Annotated in this window: 17 protein-coding genes and 1 tRNA gene; 7 read left to right on the top strand and 11 right to left on the bottom strand. The window is 65.2% G+C overall.

All coding sequences use genetic code 11. The annotated features are described in order from the left end of the window. Positions 1-66 precede the first annotated feature (66 nt). On the top strand, positions 67-1,974 hold the full coding sequence (locus tag AB0H61_RS23775) for a glycosyltransferase (RefSeq protein ID WP_357308004.1): 1,908 nt from the start codon (positions 67-69) through the stop codon (positions 1,972-1,974). 69 nt (positions 1,975-2,043) lie between these two features. On the opposite strand, the gene AB0H61_RS23770 is transcribed toward AB0H61_RS23775, so the two are convergent. The 7 genes from AB0H61_RS23770 to AB0H61_RS23740 form a co-directional block, all read right to left on the bottom strand. Next, entirely contained in the window at positions 2,044-2,895 is an 852-nt protein-coding gene (locus tag AB0H61_RS23770; RefSeq protein ID WP_357308002.1) for an NAD(P)-dependent oxidoreductase, read from the bottom strand. Between the two features lie 162 nt (positions 2,896-3,057). Further along, a complete protein-coding gene (locus AB0H61_RS23765) occupies positions 3,058-3,768 on the bottom strand; it encodes a hypothetical protein (RefSeq protein WP_357308000.1) in 711 nt (236 codons plus the stop codon). 58 nt (positions 3,769-3,826) lie between these two features. After that, on the bottom strand, positions 3,827-4,873 hold the full coding sequence (gene rsgA, locus AB0H61_RS23760; RefSeq protein ID WP_357307998.1) for a ribosome small subunit-dependent GTPase A: 1,047 nt from the start codon (positions 4,871-4,873) through the stop codon (positions 3,827-3,829). A 238-nt stretch (positions 4,874-5,111) separates the two neighbouring features. Then, the gene (locus tag AB0H61_RS23755) at positions 5,112-6,134 is read right to left on the bottom strand and encodes a glycosyltransferase (protein ID WP_357307996.1); all 1,023 of its coding nucleotides are present in this window, start codon (positions 6,132-6,134) and stop codon (positions 5,112-5,114) included. Between the two features lie 146 nt (positions 6,135-6,280). Continuing rightward, positions 6,281-7,132, bottom strand: a complete 852-nt coding sequence (locus AB0H61_RS23750) for an ABC transporter ATP-binding protein (RefSeq protein WP_357307994.1) — start codon at positions 7,130-7,132, stop codon at positions 6,281-6,283. A 12-nt stretch (positions 7,133-7,144) separates the two neighbouring features. Next, positions 7,145-7,966, bottom strand: a complete 822-nt coding sequence (locus tag AB0H61_RS23745) for an ABC transporter permease (RefSeq protein WP_357308333.1) — start codon at positions 7,964-7,966, stop codon at positions 7,145-7,147. A 307-nt stretch (positions 7,967-8,273) separates the two neighbouring features. After that, complete coding sequence (locus tag AB0H61_RS23740) at positions 8,274-8,876, bottom strand: bacterial proteasome activator family protein (RefSeq protein ID WP_357307993.1); 603 nt, start codon at positions 8,874-8,876, stop codon at positions 8,274-8,276. Between the two features lie 294 nt (positions 8,877-9,170). Here AB0H61_RS23740 and AB0H61_RS23735 point away from each other — a divergent pair, with 294 nt between their 5' ends. Further along, positions 9,171-10,373 (top strand): cysteine desulfurase-like protein, encoded by a 1,203-nt coding sequence (locus AB0H61_RS23735; RefSeq protein WP_357307991.1) that lies wholly within the window; start codon positions 9,171-9,173, stop codon positions 10,371-10,373. 79 nt (positions 10,374-10,452) lie between these two features. Here the strand turns inward: AB0H61_RS23735 and AB0H61_RS23730 are convergent, their stop codons facing one another. Continuing rightward, positions 10,453-11,454: an NAD(P)H-quinone oxidoreductase gene (locus AB0H61_RS23730; RefSeq protein WP_357307989.1), complete on the bottom strand. Its 1,002-nt coding sequence runs from the start codon at positions 11,452-11,454 to the stop codon at positions 10,453-10,455. A 153-nt stretch (positions 11,455-11,607) separates the two neighbouring features. Between AB0H61_RS23730 and AB0H61_RS23725 the strand changes: the two genes are divergently transcribed. The 5 genes from AB0H61_RS23725 (at position 11,608) to AB0H61_RS23705 (ending at position 14,699) form a co-directional block, all read left to right on the top strand. Beyond that, positions 11,608-12,783 carry an alpha-hydroxy-acid oxidizing protein gene (locus tag AB0H61_RS23725; protein WP_357307987.1) on the top strand — a complete coding sequence of 392 codons (1,176 nt, stop codon included), beginning with the start codon at positions 11,608-11,610 and terminating at the stop codon, positions 12,781-12,783. A 47-nt stretch (positions 12,784-12,830) separates the two neighbouring features. Then, on the top strand, positions 12,831-13,322 hold the full coding sequence (locus tag AB0H61_RS23720; RefSeq protein ID WP_357307985.1) for a MarR family transcriptional regulator: 492 nt from the start codon (positions 12,831-12,833) through the stop codon (positions 13,320-13,322). A gap of 79 nt (positions 13,323-13,401) precedes the next feature. After that, positions 13,402-13,489, top strand: a tRNA-Ser gene (locus AB0H61_RS23715). Between the two features lie 319 nt (positions 13,490-13,808). Then, a complete protein-coding gene (locus AB0H61_RS23710) occupies positions 13,809-14,057 on the top strand; it encodes a PF20097 family protein (RefSeq protein WP_357307983.1) in 249 nt (82 codons plus the stop codon). 132 nt (positions 14,058-14,189) lie between these two features. Further along, a complete protein-coding gene (locus AB0H61_RS23705; RefSeq protein WP_357307981.1) occupies positions 14,190-14,699 on the top strand; it encodes a hypothetical protein in 510 nt (169 codons plus the stop codon). Between the two features lie 103 nt (positions 14,700-14,802). On the opposite strand, the gene AB0H61_RS23700 is transcribed toward AB0H61_RS23705, so the two are convergent. The 3 genes from AB0H61_RS23700 to AB0H61_RS23690 all read right to left on the bottom strand — a co-directional run bounded on the left by AB0H61_RS23700 (position 14,803) and on the right by AB0H61_RS23690 (position 17,069). Continuing rightward, complete coding sequence (locus AB0H61_RS23700; protein WP_357307979.1) at positions 14,803-15,348, bottom strand: hypothetical protein; 546 nt, start codon at positions 15,346-15,348, stop codon at positions 14,803-14,805. 687 nt (positions 15,349-16,035) lie between these two features. Then, a complete protein-coding gene (locus AB0H61_RS23695) occupies positions 16,036-16,752 on the bottom strand; it encodes a hypothetical protein (RefSeq protein WP_357307977.1) in 717 nt (238 codons plus the stop codon). Further along, positions 16,749-17,069: a type VII secretion target gene (locus AB0H61_RS23690; RefSeq protein WP_357307975.1), complete on the bottom strand. Its 321-nt coding sequence runs from the start codon at positions 17,067-17,069 to the stop codon at positions 16,749-16,751. Before AB0H61_RS23690 ends, AB0H61_RS23695 begins: the two co-directional genes overlap by 4 nt. Positions 17,070-17,329 lie beyond the last annotated feature (260 nt).

Genomic DNA, 17,329 nt, shown 5'->3' with positions numbered 1-17,329 from the left:
TATCCTCGGCCCCGCCGCGAACGGCATCAAGGGGCGTGTCTGTCCCGTCGGCACAGTGAGGATTTCATGGAGCAGTCGGTTACCGAGGCCGTTACCGAAACGAACGATTACGCGGAGGCCGCGCCTGCCTCGCTGCGCGTCGACCATCGGGCGCCCGATCGGATGGTGCTGCAACGCGGCATCTTCACCGGGCCATCGGCCAAGGTGAGCGATGAGCTGTACGCCGTGGTCAAGGGTCGCGCGCACCGGGAGCGGCTGGCGCTGCGCCTGGAGAAGGGCGCGACCGCGCATACCAACACCTACTTCGGTCGCTTCTCCGCCGCCTACTGGCAGCGCTGGACCACCGTCACCGAGGTCCGCACCACGATGGTGCTGGATGTGGACAAGAAGGCCAGGGTCCGGATCGTCGCCTCCGACATCGCCGGGCACCGCCGCATTATCGAGACCACCGAGGTCACCGCGAGCGGTCCGGTGACACTGACCGCACCGCTCGACCAGTACGTCGACGGCGGCGCGATATGGCTGGAGTTCGACGCGATCGGCGGCGAACTCGGTATCACCGAGCTGACCTGGACCTCGGTCGCGCCCGATCACGTGCGCCCCGTCGCCATCGCGATCTGCACCTTCAACCGCGCCGCGGACTGCGCCGAGACGGTGGCCGCACTCGCCTCCGACGCGACCGTGCTCGCCGCCATCGATGCGGTGTACGTGGTGGACCAGGGCACCGATCTGGTGCAGGACCGGCCGCGCTTCCAGCAGACCCTGCCGATCCTCGGTGACAAGCTGCGCTACATCCGGCAGCCGAATCTCGGTGGCGCGGGCGGTTTCACGCGCGGGCTCTACGAGGTCTCCGCGGTAAACGAGCACGCCGACGTCATCCTGATGGACGACGACATCCTGTGCGAGCCGGAAACGGTGTTGCGGCTCAACGCCTTCGCCAATATGACGGTGGAACCGACCCTGGTCGGCGCGCAGATGCTGTTCCTGCTCAACCCCGACTACCTCAATGTCGGAGCCGAGGAGGTGCACCTGCACGAGCTCAAGCATGGGCAGAAGGTGCCCAAGGCGCTGCGCAACACCAGCATGCTCAAGAGGAACCAGGAACGCCGCGTCGACGCGGGCTACAACGCCTGGTGGACCTGCCTGATCCCGGCCGAGGTGGTCGCGAAGATCGGGCTTCCGGTGCCGATCTTCTTCCAGTGGGACGATGTCGAATACGGCATCCGGGCCAGGGAGAACGGTTTCGTGACCGTCACGCTGCCCAATGCCGCGGTCTGGCACGCCGACTTCTACTGGAAGGACTACGACGACTGGGCGCGGTATTTCAGCACCCGCAACTCGCTCATCGTCGGATCGCTGCACACCGACCTGGACGGTAAGGCGATCACCCGCCAGCTGTTCCGCTCCCTGGCCGAGCATCTGGTCGCCATGCAGTACGGCCTGGTGCACACCACCCTGCAGGGCATCGAGGACTTCCTGGAGGGCCCGAAGATCCTGCGCGACGGCGGAATCGACGCATTGGCCGCCGCCCGCACCAGCCGGTCGGACTACGCCGAGACCATCAAACATCCGGCGGCCACCCCGCCGGTTCCCTCGGCCGATATCCAATTGCGCCGCGCCGGTGGCGAACCGAGCCGTATTACGCTGGTGCTCATCAAACGGGCCATCAACCAGTGGTTCGGCCGCACCCAGCACGGCCTGATCGGCGTCACCCGCGAGGATGCGCACTGGTGGCATGTCGCACTGTTCGATCATGTGGTGGTCACCGACGCGTCCCAGTCCGGTGTGCGGGTCCGGCGGCGCGACAAGGCTCGTGCCCGGCAGCTCCTGCTGCGCACCCTGCGCGTGCTGCGCCGCCTGCGCAAGGAACTTCCCACCCTGCAAGAGCAGTACCGCGCCGCCATGCCCGAACTCACCAGCCGTGCCAACTGGGAGCGGTTGTACGGTATTGCGAATTCTCAGCGAGACAACTGATTTCGAAAGAACGCCCGGACCGGTGATCTGGAATCGCCGGTCCGGGCGTTATGCGTTGGTGCCGACTGTTCAGAGGAAGAGGTCGGTGGTGAGTTCGGCGTCACCGGGGACGACGCGGTACTTGTCCAGGTCGGTGATGCCGTGTGCGGCAAGGACATCGTCATCGATGAAGAAATTGCCGGTGGTCTTCTCGGCGGGCGAGGTGAGGACCAGGTAGGCGGCGTCGGCGTAGATATCGGGGGTGCGCGAGGTGGCGATCATCTGCTCGCCGCCGAGCAGGTTCTTCACCGCCGCGGTGGCGATGGTGGTGCGCGGCCACAGCGAGTTCACGCCGATGCCGTCGCCCTTCAGCTCCTCGGCCAAACCCAGGGTGGTGAGCGACATTCCGTACTTCGCGATGGTGTAGCCCAGCGCCGAGCCCGCCCACTTGGGGTCGAGGTTGAGCGGCGGCGAGAGGGTGAGGATGTGCGGATTGTTGCCCGCCTGCGCGGAGGCGCGCAGATGCGGAATGCTCAGTTTGGAAAGCAGGAAGCTGCCACGGCAGTTGATGTCCTGCATCAGGTCGTATTTCTTCATCGGCAGCACATCGGTGGGTGACAGGTCGATTGCCGAGGCATTGTTCACCACGATGTCGATGCCGCCGAATCGCTCGACCGTCTGGCGCACCGCCTCCGCCACCGAATCATCCAGGCGCACATCGCCTACGAACGGCAGCACCCGGCCGCCCGCCGCCTCCAGTTCCGCCGCCGCGGTGTGAATGGTGCCGGGGAGCTTGGGATGCGGTTGATCGGTCTTGGCGATCAGGGTGATGTTCGCGCCGTCCGCCGCGGCGCGCTTCGCGATCTCCAGACCGATGCCGCGGCTGCCGCCCGACATGATCATCGTCTTGCCCGCGAGCGGCTTGGCTGCCGATTCCGTCATTGACCTGCTCCTGTCGTATGTGCCGCAGGTTGAGGGGCGCCCGCGGCCTTCCGCGCTCTGCACACTAAGCGTAGACCACCACCCTATGCAACCAGTTGCATAGGGTGGCCGAAGAACGGGCACCGGACCGTGGTCCGATGCCCGAATTCCGCGGCTACCCGATCAGGCGGCGGCCACCACCGTCAGCAAGAGCATCAGCACGATGAATACCGCGGCGATCGCGAACGGCAGCCAGATGAACAGCATGCCCGGCGTTTTCTGCGGAACCGTTCCGATCGCGCCCTTGAGGAAGAAGGCGGCGGGCGGTTTGTAATACACCCGGGTGCCCGGCCCACCGCTGACCTGAACCGGCAGCTGATTGGCGCCCATATCGAACAGCCACGGCGTCGCGATCCAGACCTGGTAGTTGCCCGGTCCGACCGGAATATGGTTCTCGCCCCACCGGGTATTCGGCACCTGCTGACCATTGATCGTGATCTTCGGCTTGGTCAGCAACCCGAGCATGAAGCCGAACCACTCGTAGGAGGCGTCCACGGTGATCCCGGGCGGTGCGGGCGCCTGCGGCGCCTGCTGTCCGTATTGCGGTGCCTGCTGTCCGTAGGGTTGCCCGGCCTGGGGCGCGCCGTACGGCTGCCCGGGAACCGGATAACCGGGTGCGGACTGCCCGTAGGGTTGCGGCGCCACCGGATGACCCGGCGCGGACTGTCCGTACGGTTGCGGCGCCACCGGATGACCGGGTGCCGACTGGCCGTAGGGTTGCGGCGCGCCGTAGGGCTGGCCCGTAGGGGCGGGCGGTTGACCGTACGCAGGCTGTCCGGGCCACTGCCCGGGCTGCGGCTGGCCCTGAGGCGGGTACCCGCCGGGGTAACTCATCCATCTCTCCCAGGAATCGCGATTTATGCGAGCCGAACCCTACCGTGGTTTCGCCGGATCAGTGTCGCGAGTTTCGCTCCCGGTACATCTGCCGGTGCTGTTTGGTGATGTCCCTCCATACCTTTTCGCGTTCGGCCCGCAGTCGTTTATCGGTGCGCGCCTGCATCCACGCGTTCTCCCTGGCCAGTTTTCGATAGCTGTCGATCCGGCGCTGGGCCAGTGCGCCGCTGTCGACGGCTGCCCGCACCGCACAGCCGGGTTCGCTGTCATGGGCGCAGTCGGCGAATCTGCAACGCTCGGCCAGGGATTCGATATCGCTGAAGGTCTTCTCGATACCTTCGGTCGCCTCCCACAGTCCGATCCCGCGCAGCCCGGGGGTATCGATGAGCGTCCCGCCGCCGGGCAACGGCCGCAGCTCGCGATGCACTGTCGTGTGGCGGCCCTTCTTATCCGCCGCGCGGACGGCGTTGGTGGCGAACACTTCCTGACCGAGCAGCGCGTTGGCCAGGGTGGATTTGCCCGCACCGGACGGGCCGATCAGCGCGACGGTGCCGTCCAGCATGGCGGTGAGCACATTCAGACCCGCCCCGGTATTCGCGCTGACCGCGAGCGCGACCGCCCCCGGCGCCACCGCCTGTACCTCGTCGAGCGGAATATCCACCGCGGCATCCGCTTTGGTGAGCACCACGATGGGTTGCGCATTGCTCTCCCAGGCCAGCGCGAGCATCCGCTCGATCCGGCCCAGATCGACATCGCCGTCGGCTGCCGTACAGATCAGCACGGTATCGACATTGGCGGCCAGCACCTGGCCCTCGGATTTCCCGGAAACCGAGGAACGCACGATCGCCGAGCGGCGCGGCAGCAGTTGCCGCACATTCGATTCGGCGTCGATGCTCACCCAGTCACCGGTGCATAAACCGCTGACCTCGGAATCGGCGCGCGGGCACCGGGCACGGGTGGTGCCGGTCGGCGTCGCCACATCACATTCACTGCGATCCATCCGGATCACCCGCGCGGGTACACACCCGTCGGCGATGAACTCCGCGTAATCAAGTGATACGGCTTCGGTCCAGCCGTAGGAGACGAGCAGGTCGTTGTCGACCATGATGGAAGAAGTCCTTCGTCGGGCGCCGAGCCCGACCCGGGCTCAGCGAGATGAGTTCGAGGTGGAATTTCGTGCGGCGGCGCGCAGTAGCGCGGCTCGCCCGGGCACGACAATCCGAATGTTCGCCATCACGTCTTTCCACCTCCTCGTCTCTCTTGTAGTCCCAACACCTTGGCACGCGGCCCGATACCGAGCAATCCATTTTCTACCTGCACCGATGGCCGGTGCGGTGGTGTTCCTAGTCCGGCTTACCGAACTGCTCGTTGCGACCCAGCGAGCGCAGGTGGAACCATTCGCGCAGTCCGGCGGGGTCGCGGCGGGTGACGAGGAAGAACCAGGAGAAGCGAATCCATTCCTGGGGCAACAGCTTCCGCATGCCGGGCTGGGCCATCAGATAGCCGCGGTTGCGGTAGGTGAAATAGCGTTTCACCGGATCGTCCGGATACTGGGTGTGCATCCGGCCGCCCAGGATCGGCTTGAACTCGGCGGCGCCGTTCGGGTGTAGGTACGCCGTCTGCAGGCAGGTGCCGAAGGGCAGACCCGAGCGAACCAGCCGCCGATGCACCTCGACCTCGTCGCCGCGGACGAACAGCCGCAGATCAGGGACACCGATCAGGTCGACGGCCTTCGCGGAGATCAACGCGCCGTTGAAGAGTGAGGCGATGCCGGGCAGGAAATCCTCGTCGCCGAGTTCGGAACGCAGTCGCCGCCACACCACGCCGCGGCGCAGCGGGAAGGCGAGCCGATCCGGTTCGTCGATATCGCAGACAACAGGGGAGACCTCGGCGAGACCGTGCCGTCCGGCGCAATCCATCAGGATCGACAGCACGTCGGTGCCCTCGGGCCTGCCGTCGTCGTCGGCCAGCCATACCCAGTCGGCGCCCTGGGTCAGTGCGTGCAGGATGCCCAGTGCGAAACCACCCGCACCGCCGAGGTTGTGGGCCGAACCCAGGTAGGTCGATTCGATCGGCTGCTCCCGCACCAGATCGGCGACCTCGGACTCGTTGCCGTTGTCGACCACGATCAGGTGATCCACCGGCCGGGACTGGGAGGTCACGACTTTCAGCGATTCGGCGAGCAGTTCGCGCCGCTTGTGCGTCACCACGACGGCGATCACCCTGGCGCCGGGCCCGGTGCCCGCCGCGGGCTGTACATCGGCGGCGGTCAACAGCGCCGGAACCGCGTCATCGGCGGTCACGGAGTCGACCGGGGCCGGCGTCCCCGCGTTGATCGGGGCGTCCTGCCCGGTCGGCTCACTCATGCTGGGTTCGATTGGCACGAGCGGGGGGCCCTCCGTGGTTACGCGAGCTGCCTCCTCCGGGCCCTGACCGCTCATGCTGGGTTCGATTGGCACGAGCGGGGGGCCCTCCGTGGTTACGTGAGCTGCCTCCTCCGGGCCCTGACCGCTCATGCCTTGTTCCGCTCCAGTTCTCGTTCGATCGTTTCGTCGGCCGTCGCCGCCCGCTCCGCTTCCATTTCGCGCAGCACCGTCGCGACGTGGTTACCCGCATCCGGTCCCTCATACGCGCGGACCACTTCTTCGATGCCGCCGCGCAGCCGGATCTGCCCGTGATCGATCCACAGTGCGGAATCGCAGAGTTGCGCGAGAAATTCATTGGAATGGCTGGCGAATACCAGAATGCCAGAACGTGCGACCAGTTCCTGCAATCGCAGCCGCGCCTTCTTCATGAATTCCGCGTCCACCGCGCCGATGCCCTCGTCCAGCAGCAGGATCTCCGGGTCGATCGAGGTGACCACGCCCATCGCCAGCCGCACCCGCATACCGGTCGAATAGGTGCGCAACGGCATCGACAGGTATTCGCCGAGCTCGGTGAAATCGGCGATCTCATCGATCTTGGACAGCATCTGCTTGCGGGTCTGGCCGAGGAAGAGCCCGCGGATGATGATGTTCTCGTATCCGGAGATCTCCGGATCCATGCCGACGCCGAGATCGAATACCGGCGCCACCCGTCCGCGAATTCGGGCACTGCCGCGGGACGGTTCGTAGATGCCGGAAAGCAACCGCAGCAGCGTCGATTTGCCCGCGCCGTTGTGCCCGACCAGGCCGATCCGGTCGCCTTCCTTCAACGACAGGTTGATATCGCGCAGCGCCTCCACGACCACCACGTCGGACTGGTTGCGTCCGATCGCGCCGCCCGCTTTACCGAGAAAGGCCTTCTTCAACGACCGCGATTTGGCGTCGAAGATCGGGAATTCGACCCACGCCTGGTGGGTTTCGATGCTCACCTGAGAGGTCACCGTGGAGCCTCCTTATACCCAGTACGGCACGCGAGAACGGTACTGCTTCATCGCGAGGACCGCGACGATCCAGCCCACGACGGTGATCGCGACGACGATCGCCCAGTGCCGCAGCGCCTGCGGCTCGCCGAGCAGTGGGGCCCGGACGATTTCCAGGTAGTGGAAGGTCGGGATGATCTCGACCAGCCGGGCCCGGTCACCCGCGCCCATCTGCGACTGCAGCGTCTTGGTCGTCCACATCACCGGCGTCAGCACGAACAGCATCAGCGTCGTGCTGCTGAGAATGGGGGCGATATCGCGGTAGCGGGTGCTGAAAATGCCGAACACGATCGACACCCACATCGCATTGAGGAACAGCAGCAGCATCGCGGGCACCGCGAGCAGACTCGCCCAGCTCAGGTTCTTCCAGACGCTGAATAGCACCAGCAGTGCCAGATAGATGACCATGTTGTGTGCGAAGAACAGGAATTGCCGCCATACCAGCCGGTAGACGTGCACGCTCAGCGCCGAGGGAAGTTGTTTGATCAACCCCTCATTGGCGATGAAGACTTCCGAGCCCTCGAGAATGCTGGCCTGGATCACATTCCAGACGATGAGCCCGACGGTCACATAGGGCAGGTATTCGCGCAGCGGCTGGTTCAGCAGCGTCGCGTAGAGCACACCCATCGCGGCGGCCTGCAGGCCGGTCGCGATGGTGATCCAGAACGGGCCGAGCACCGAACGCCGGTAGCGCTGTTTGATGTCCTGCCAGCCCAGTGACAGCCATAGTTCGCGCTGGGAAAAACCGTCGCGGAAGTCCTTGAAGGCGCGACCGAAGGTCTGTGAATCCGAGATGAGCGGCTCCGTGCGGACCGCCGATTCGGCGGCGGTGGGCGCGGCGGCTTCCTCGGCCGGTGCCGAGTTCTCGGCGGTCACCGGGTTCTCTTCTGCCGACGCACTGGTTTCCCCTGCATGCGCAGGTTCTTCTGATCGCACTGAGCTGTCATCTGAACGCACTTGGCTCTCTTCAGGACGCACCGAACTCATATCGGAGTCGGGTCGAGCGGCAGCGGCGGGCACGATCCCCGAGACTACCCGTCCATATTCCTACCGGGCCGTGCCGGTCGGCGTGGTGGCGATGAATTTCCGCGACGGATCACTCCTAGAGGTACTGCCCGGATCCGCCGGTGACCTGGTCGGTCCGGCCGCCTCGCGGGTCGACGGCGTGGATGCCGGGCGGCAGCGCGCCCTGGCGCATCTGCTCCAACTGGGCCCTGGCCGCCATCTGCTGCGCGAACAGCGCGGTCTGGATGCCGTGGAACAGTCCCTCCAGCCAGCCGACCAGCTGGGCCTGGGCGATGCGAAGTTCGGCGTCGGACGGAATGGCGTCGTCGGTGAACGGCAGGGTCAGCCGCTCCAACTCGTCGCGCAGCTCCGGGGCCAGGCCCTGTTCCAGCTCACGAACCGAGGACTTGTGGATCTCGCGCAACCGGGTCCGGCTGGCGTCATCGAGCGGAGCCGCGCGGACCTCCTCCAGCAGCTGCTTGATCATGGTGCCGATGCGCATGACCTTGGCGGGCTGTTCCACCATGTCGGCGAGCGATTCACCGGAGTCGTCGCGTTCGTCCTGATCATCGGGGTTCTTGTCGTTGTCGGTGACCACCTGCCCGGTCAGCGGGGTGCCCGCGTCGGCCGGGATCACCAGCGGCCGCCCGTCGGGTCCGACCACGACGATGGAATCGGGTGCGTCATCCGAATGCGTCATGATCCCCATCATGTCGCGTTCTGCGCGAACGCGCTAAGCCGGGCGCGCGGCGCCGGCGGGCCACAGTGCGGTCACGGACCGGGTGCACCGGTCGGTGTCTGCTCGCGGCGGGAGGGTCCTAAACTGTTCGCGTCGTCGTATGGTTCGGATTTGCTGAAAGTCGGTTGCCATGCTGAGTCCCAGTTCGCTGCGCCCCTCCCCGCCGGCGCGTAGGCCGGGGCGGCTGTGCTCCCACCCCCAGGTCGGAGGGAACGCGGTTACGCCGGCTTGCCCACTGCCCTTAGAGTGGCCCACATGACTTACGACGTCGCGAGGGTTCGGGGCCTGATACCGTCCCTGGGCGACGGCTGGATCCACCTGGATCCGCAGGCGGGCATGCTGGTGCCGGATTCGGTATCCCGTGCTGTGTCAACGGGTTTCCGTACGTCGTCGTTCTCCCACATCGGTCGTAACGGCGCCGCCGTGCGCAGTGCCGCGATCCTCGACGCGGCCCGCGAGGCCGTCGCCGACCTGGTCGGTGGCGATCCGGCCGGTGTGGTGCTCGGGCCGGACCGCGCGGTCTTGCTGGCCTGGCTGGCCGAGTCGCTGAGCTCCCGGCTCGGACTCGGTACCGGCATCGTGCTGTCCCGATTGGACGATGAGGCGAATGTCGCCCCGTGGTTGCGCATCGCCAACCGCTATGGCGCTCACGTGCGCTGGGCCGAGGTCGAGATCGAGACCTGTGAGATGCCCTCCTGGCAGTTCGAGGAACTGATCGGGCCGACAGCCCGGCTGGTCGCCTTGACCGCCGCGTCGCCGATCGTCGGATCCGCGCCCGCGGTGCGGGTCGCGGCGGACCGGGTACACGAGGTGGGCGGACTACTGGTCGCCGACGCGTTCGGCGCGGCGCCCTACGCGCTGATCGATATCGACGAGCTCAATGCCGACGTGGTCGCGCTGAGCGCCCCCGCCTGGGGCGGCCCGCAGATCGGCGCCCTGGTGTTCCGTGACCCCGCGTTCCTGGACCGGATTCCGTCGATGTCGTTGAACCCGTACGCGAAAGGCGCCGAGCGGCTCGAGGTCGGCGGTCACCAGTACGCGCTACTGGCCGGGCTCACCACCTCGATCGACTTCCTGGCCGGACTGGACGAACGCGCCACCGGCACCCGGCGCGAGCGCCTGGAAATCTCCATCACCTCGCTGCAGGACTATCACGATCAGCTCTTCGAACATCTGATGGACGCCCTGGACAAGGTTCCGAACCTGACCGTGATCGGCCGGGCCTCCACCCGCATCCCGACGGTCAGTTTCACCCTCGCGGGCATGCAGGCGGAGAAGGTCGCCGCCAAACTCGCCGACGCCCGCATCGGCACCCTCAGCGGCGTCCACGGCGGCAGCCGATTACTCGATGCGCTCGGTGTGAACGACGAGGGCGGCGCGGTAACCGTCGGACTCGCGCCCTACACAACCAAATTCGAGATCGACCAACTCGGCCGCGCCCTCGCCGCGCTCGAGTAATTCGCGCCGGTTTCCGCGCCCTCCATTCGCCACCTCGCGCGGGTCGCGGCCGACGCGAGATGACGACATCGTCCGGGATCTAGTCGCGCACCCGCAGGGTGACTTTGCCGAAGGCGTCGGAGGCGTCGAGCAGGCGGTGGGCGTCGGGAGCCTCGGCGATCGGGAGTTCGGCGTGGATCACCGGCACGATGGTGCCGTCGATGATCAGCGGCCACAGCTGACTGCGGACCGCGGCGACAATCTCGGCCTTGCTGTGGTTGCCGGTGGTGGGACGGTTGCGCACGTTGGTGGCGTGGATGGTGCCCCATTTGGACAGCAGCGCACCGAGATTCAGGTCGCCGCTGACACCGCCCTGCATGCCGATCACCACCAGGTGGCCGTGGTCGGCCAGCGCCGCCACATTGCGCGCCAGGTAGGCGGCGCCCATATTGTCGAGGATGATGTCGGCGCCGGGTCCGCCCGCACCGGAGGTCTCGGCGCGCACCGCGGCGACGAAATCGTCCTCTCGATAGTTGATCAGCACGGTCGCACCGAGTTCCTTACACCGCTGCAACTTCTCCGCTGAGCCCGCGGTCACCGCGACACGCGCGCCGCGCTGCACCGCCACCTGGATGGCGTGCGTACCGATGCCGCTGCCGCCGCCGTGAATCAGCACCAGCTGACCGGCGTGCAGCCCGGCGGTCATCACCAGATTCGACCACACCGTGGCCGCGACCTCGGGAAGTCCGGCGGCCGCGCCGAGATCGAGCTGCTCGGGCACCGGAAGCAGCTGGGTGGCGGGCACAACCACCCGCTCGGCATATCCGCCGCCGGACAGCAGCGCGCAGACCCGATCGCCCACCCGCCAGTCCCGCACACCGTCACCGACCTCGGCGACGACGCCCGAGCACTCCAGCCCCATGATCTCGCTCGCCCCGGCAGGCGGGGCGTAGAAGCCCTGCCGCTGTAAGAGGTCGGCGCGGTTCACACCCGCCGCGACGACATCGATCAGCACCTCACCGTGCCCGGGTACGGGATCCGGCGCCTCACTCCACCGCATTACTTCGGGTCCACCGAACCCGTTCAGGTTGATAGCGCGCACCTGTCCCATACTGCTCCGCTCAGACCGCTCACCGCACGGTCCCCGGTGATTCGGCGTGATCGAGGCCGTAGCGCATTCGTTGCCGACGGCGGGGTTGATTGCGATCTGGTAAGCACCCTGCGCGTGACCGGAGGAGGGACTAGCGTTCCCCGCGTGAGTGGCTTCATCGACTTCCAGAACGAGATCTACCTGGGTGGATTGGGTGGTGTCGTGCCCGAATTGCCGATGACGGCAGCGGGATTGGAGGCTCGGGCGGCAGCGGAACTGGACCCGGTGGCATATGCGTATGTGGCGGGTAGCGCGTCGTCGGAACGGACGGCGGCGGCGAACCGCTCCGCATTCGATCGGTACCGGATCGTGCCTCGCATGCTGCGGGGCACCACCGGACCCGGCGCGCGGGATCTCTCGGTGGAGGTGCTCGGCACGCGGCTGGCCGCACCGGTGCTGACCGCGCCGATCGGGGTACTCGGGCTGGTGTACGACGGCGGTGAGGTGATCGCGGCCGAGGTCACGAAGGAGCTCGGGATCGGCACCGTGCTCTCCACCGCGGCCTCCTCCACCATCGAGGAGGTCGGCGCGGCCGCGGACGCGTGGTGGTATCAGCTCTACTGGCCGAATGACGACGAACTGGCCAGATCGTTCGTGACGCGGGCCGAGCGGGCGGGCGCGGAGGCGATCGTGGTCACCGTCGACACCCCGATGCTCGGCTGGCGGCCGCGTGATCTGGAGCTGGCCCATCTGCCCTTCCTGCACGGCAAGGGTATCGCCAACTATCTGTCCGATCCGGTCTTCCTGGCCAAACTGTCCGCGCCGCCGCAGGAGAGCGCCGAGGCGATGCGGGCGGCGATCCTGACCTGGGCCGGCCTGTTCGGCAATCACGGGCTGCGCCCGGCGGATCTGGCCCACCTGCGCGAATGGACCGATCTGCCGATCGCGGTGAAGGGCATCCTGCACCCCGACGACGCGCGCCAGATGGTGGACGCGGGTGCGGACGCCGTGGTGGTCAGCAATCACGGCGGCCGTCAGGTGGACGGTTCGATCGCGGCGCTGGATGCGCTGCCCGCGGTGGTCGCCACGGTCGGCGACCGCGCCGACGTCCTGTTCGACTCCGGCGTGCGCACCGGTTCGGACCTGCTGATCGCGCTGGCACTCGGCGCCAAAGCCGTGCTCTACGGCAGGCCGTGGGCCTACGGTCTCGGCATCGCCGGACGCGACGGTATGCGGCATGCGCTGCGGTTGCTGCTCGCCGATTTCGATTCGGCGCTCGGACTTTCCGGCTGTGCTGGTCCCGCCGACCTCAATCGATCGCTGATCGCCACCGTTCGCTGAGCCACCGGCGGTATTTTCCCAGCTCAGAGCGCATTAGAATTAGGCCCGTGCATCCCGAATCGAGCGGTCGCGCGCCCGCCGAGACCCGCTGGCTCAATCCGGCGCAGCAGCGTGCGTGGCGGTCGTTAATGGACGGTCATCAGCGCCTGATGACGGCGCTGAACCGTCAGCTGCAACACGACTCCGATCTCACTATCGCCGAATACCGGATCCTGGTCCTGCTGTCCGAGGCCCCCGACCGCTCGCTGCGGATGAGCGAACTCGCCGATGGCGTGCTCTCCTCCCGCAGCCGACTCACCCATCAGATCCGCAGGCTGGAGGCCCAGCACCTGGTGCGCCGCAACACCTGCCTGGAGGATGGCCGCGGCGTGCTCGCCGAACTGACCGACGAGGGCATGCGCAGGCTGGAATCCGCCGCCCCCGGCCACGTCGACGCGGTGCGCGGCAACTTCATCGACCTGCTCACCCCCGCGCAGCTCGAGGTGATTGCCGACGTCTTCGGCCGCATCGACGAGGCCATCGGCCACCGCGACGGCTGAGGACCTCCCACCGGCATCATTGGGCGCGACGCCAGTGCGCGAGGTAAAGTCGCTGGGCAAGTCGCGCGGCGACTTGCCGGGAGACGTGGCAGAGCGGCCGAATGCACTCGCCTTGAAAGCGAGCGTCGCGAGAGCGACCGGGGGTTCAAATCCCTCCGTCTCCGCCACAGACGCCGAGGTCAGGCTGTTGGCCTGCGGCGTCGCCGATTTCGAATCGATCGTACGGCCGCTGTCTTGTCACGACTTGTCACAACCGCGTTCAAACTCCGGGCGGCCTCGGCCAGCGCGTCGGGCTGGCTGTGCACGTAGGTCCGCATCGTGAACGCGGCGTCGCAATGCCCCCAGCCAAGCCGACACGACCGCAGTCGGCACGTTCTGAAGGTGCAGCAGGGTGCTGAATTGGTCTTGGCTGCCGGGAGGTTCCCGACGCGCCCACCTGCCGAATGTGGCTGACCTGCCAGGCCAAGGGCATTAGCCTGGCCATTCATGAACACCATGGCTTGCCCGACCTGTGGTATTTCGATGACATCGGGGTGGGTAGCGATGTGGAACCCCATCCTGGGACAAAAAGTCCGTTGGCAGCCCACCGAGCCGGGATACGTCCGCCTGCGTGTTCCCGAAGGCGCGGTGGTGCTGCTGAAGGCCCGTGCTGGCGGCAGGGACGCGCGAGTCGCAATGCGATGTCCTCAGTGTGCGACGACGGTGATCCCCGCCGACCCCAGCTATGACACGTAGCCACCTACCACCAGGCACAGGACTCGGATTCTTTATCCTATTTGCCGGTCAGAGCTGTATTTCTTCCGTCAGACGGGGTCTGGTCCGCGTTGTCGCTGCGGTGGCTGCACAACGCTGATCCACAACCTTCGGTTGTGTGTTGTCATCGCGTTGTCACATCTCACCGATAGGACCCCGGACACGGCCGACGGGTTCATAGCGGCGAATGTCCCACGACTGCCGCCGTTTCCGACGCCGGATCGAGTCCTCGCCTACGCCGAGTCGGTTGCGCTTGTCGCGGATCCGGCGTCGCGTTCGGTGGTCTCGGCGCAGTTGTGGCGGCCCATGGATACCCCGATCCGCGATAAGAACGGACTACTCGCAGCGTTGGCGCAGGTGTACGACCACACCAGACGCCTCGTCCTCGAAGCCGAAACCCCCCGTGCGGGTGTCGAACTCGATCAGTTCGTCGCCGCCCACTCCCTCGCCCGCCGCAGGCGCGACACGCCATTGTTTCGTCGACAGCTGCTGGGCGGCGAAATCGACAACGACCCGCGGCCCCGCCGATACTGGCAACTGACCTCGCACATCACCGGAACCCCCGCCACGACCGGTGCGGCGCACAACTGGCTGGTCGATGGGCTGCGAAGGACCATGGCGTAGCTCAGGCCCGACGTATCAGCTCCTGATAGCCGTGGATCTCACCTCGGCGTCGACGCCAGCCACAGCAATTCCTCTCGCCACCAGAGCGAATGCCCATCCCCACTCAATCCAAGGGTGGCTTGTAGCGCGGGTCCTTATCGATGGCTGCTCGGAAGCGGGGATGAGCCTGCGCGAAGGCGAAGCGTACGTCGTAGATGGGGCGGAATATGACCGGTTCGACTCCCTTCTTGGTGATCCAAACCGCCGCTAACAGACCGAGCGGGATCGAACCGGGTAGCACCGCAGCCGAAACCGGGACGATCAGGGGCTCGAACTTCGTTGCCGCCACGATCACGAACGCCGCCAGATTGGCAGCCATCGCTGCATACAGGAACCGTGCGATACGGCGACCCAGTCGACCGGCGCGTACACACCGGTCGCAGACCGGCCATTCCCCAACGATGACGGTCGAGACTTTTCTCTGACGCAATTCCGGCTGTAGCACAGTTGCGACCGAGAATTCGGGCATAACTGAGGGAGATCGGCGACGGGAATGGGAGTCGAAGAAATACACACGAACCGGACGGCGCGAAACCTCCGAACGTCCATGTCTGCTACATATCGGCGGCAGCGGCTGGTCGATCTCGAGTTCGAGCGGTGGGGGCGCCATGGCTCTCAGTCGATCCAACCACACATGCCCGGTATTCACGGCAAGTCCGGATGACCGGCGCAACCTAATTACCACATCGCTCGCGTTCGTCTCGGGCCGCTGATAGGTCATTGGTGGGCCGAGGTTTCGTTCATTACTTTCTGTCACTGTAGCCAGCCCCTCCGGTTGCGATCCTGGAAGTATGCGTCGTCTTCGTCCAGATCGTCGTCCGGCCATACAATTCTGTCGCGGTTGGGCTTCCGTGTTCCTGGCAGTGTTCGAGAATCTCGCGCAAGGTCAGGGACACCAACGCCTACTGAATTAGGGGCCGCATCCCGAGGCGGGCTTTGATGTTGCGATTCATAACTAGCATCCGGTTCCGGCTGATGCTGACCGGCCGGAACCTCATTCCGGTACCGATCCAGGACCGCATTGCCTTGATCTGCGAGGCGCTGCATCTCCTCCGGGGTCAGTGACTTCAGTTCCGCGAGAGCAGGGGGAACGACGGTCTCGCTGAGGCGAATAAACCCCTCGTTGCGTATGAGGTCTCGAATGCTGCCTTGGCCATTCAAGATCTCCCGCAACAGACCTTGAGATTGTTGTCGTGAGTGCGATCGGCAATGACAGTAAGGGCATTCGCGATATGGCGTGACATTCCGATATCGCCACCAACGGTGTCAAGCATCGGCTCGTTATCTGGTTTCATAATTACACCGCACTGTGATTGTAGGACTTTCCGAGGCTGGGAAGCTGCGTATGCTTGTCCTCACCCTGCGATGCAGCAAGTCCGGTAACGATCAGGCCCATAACCCCTTCGGCAATGACAAGGCTTTCACCGATGAGTTTCATGGCTGCCGCGACTTTGGCGATCATCGACGCCGAAATGGCGGCACTTACCGCCGACGCTGCCGCTCCGATTCCGGTACCGTACGCAAGGATTGACGCGATCAAAATGATCGCGAGGTCGACAATCATCTGAACGATGTTATTCATCGCTTGAATCATCAGGTAGGACGCTTCGGCAAAAAGGTTTATCTCGTCTGCGAGCTTGTTCAGCGCCGTCGCCTGATTTTCCAGAGCTGTGCAGAGTGTGTCGAAAAATTCGACCGCACTAGTAGCCGCTTTCCCCTGCCATGAAGTGCTGAAGTATTCAGTGGAGGCCTTTACTGAAGCGGCATATGCATTGTTGTACTCGGCTAAGTTTCTGAACGCATCAACGGACTTGCGGAGCCCCTTCCAGTCCCCTCCGTAGTTGCTAGTTATCGATTCAACCGCGTTCCACCCTGTGACCGTGTCGATTATCTGATTCACAACGCCGGAGATGCTGAGTAAATCGCCGCCGAGGATGAATTGGGCGACGCTGGAACCTGGAAACCAGTCCACATTGTCTGGCGCGGTTAGTTTTTCAATCGGAGACTCGGTCATTCGCCTTCTGCCTTAACGTACAGCGCATCTTGATTGGCTGCGTTCTTTGCGTCGGTTGTCCGGTACATCTGCGCAGCTTTCCGCAGCTCCTGCTCCGACAAGTTAGTAATCACACCGAGGCGCTCATAGTTGTACGCGATTCTGGAGCAATTTTCGTCGAGCGCCTGAATAATATCTTTCAGAATAGCGCCGGCATTTCCTTCCAGGTCCATCCATTCCTTGGCGTAGGCAACAGCTTTGGTGTTTTCTTCGGCAATTTTCAGTAATCCTGCTGCCGCCTTGTCCAGGTCATCTGGAACAACCTTGAAATCTGTCATGATTTTCCTTTCTTCATAGAATCACCACAAGGCCCGGCGTCGTCGGAAACGCCAAACACCACCCCGTTCGCCAACCGCATCCTCACCCCCGAACCAAGCAATCGCGGCGAATTCGGCGACCTTGGCCTGCCTGTGCGCGCCGTCAGCGGTTGCATGTCGGGTTTCATATCAGGTTTGACGAAGAACCGGCCGTTTCGGTTCCATCTGAGCGAGAATTCTCCTGACACACTGCTCCGTTGGGCCAGCCGTGTCGTCATCCG

The sequence above is a fragment of the Nocardia sp. NPDC050710 genome, assembly GCF_040654375.1.
Lineage (GTDB): Bacteria > Actinomycetota > Actinomycetes > Mycobacteriales > Mycobacteriaceae > Nocardia.
This window is presented reverse-complemented; position numbering and strand designations above follow the sequence as displayed.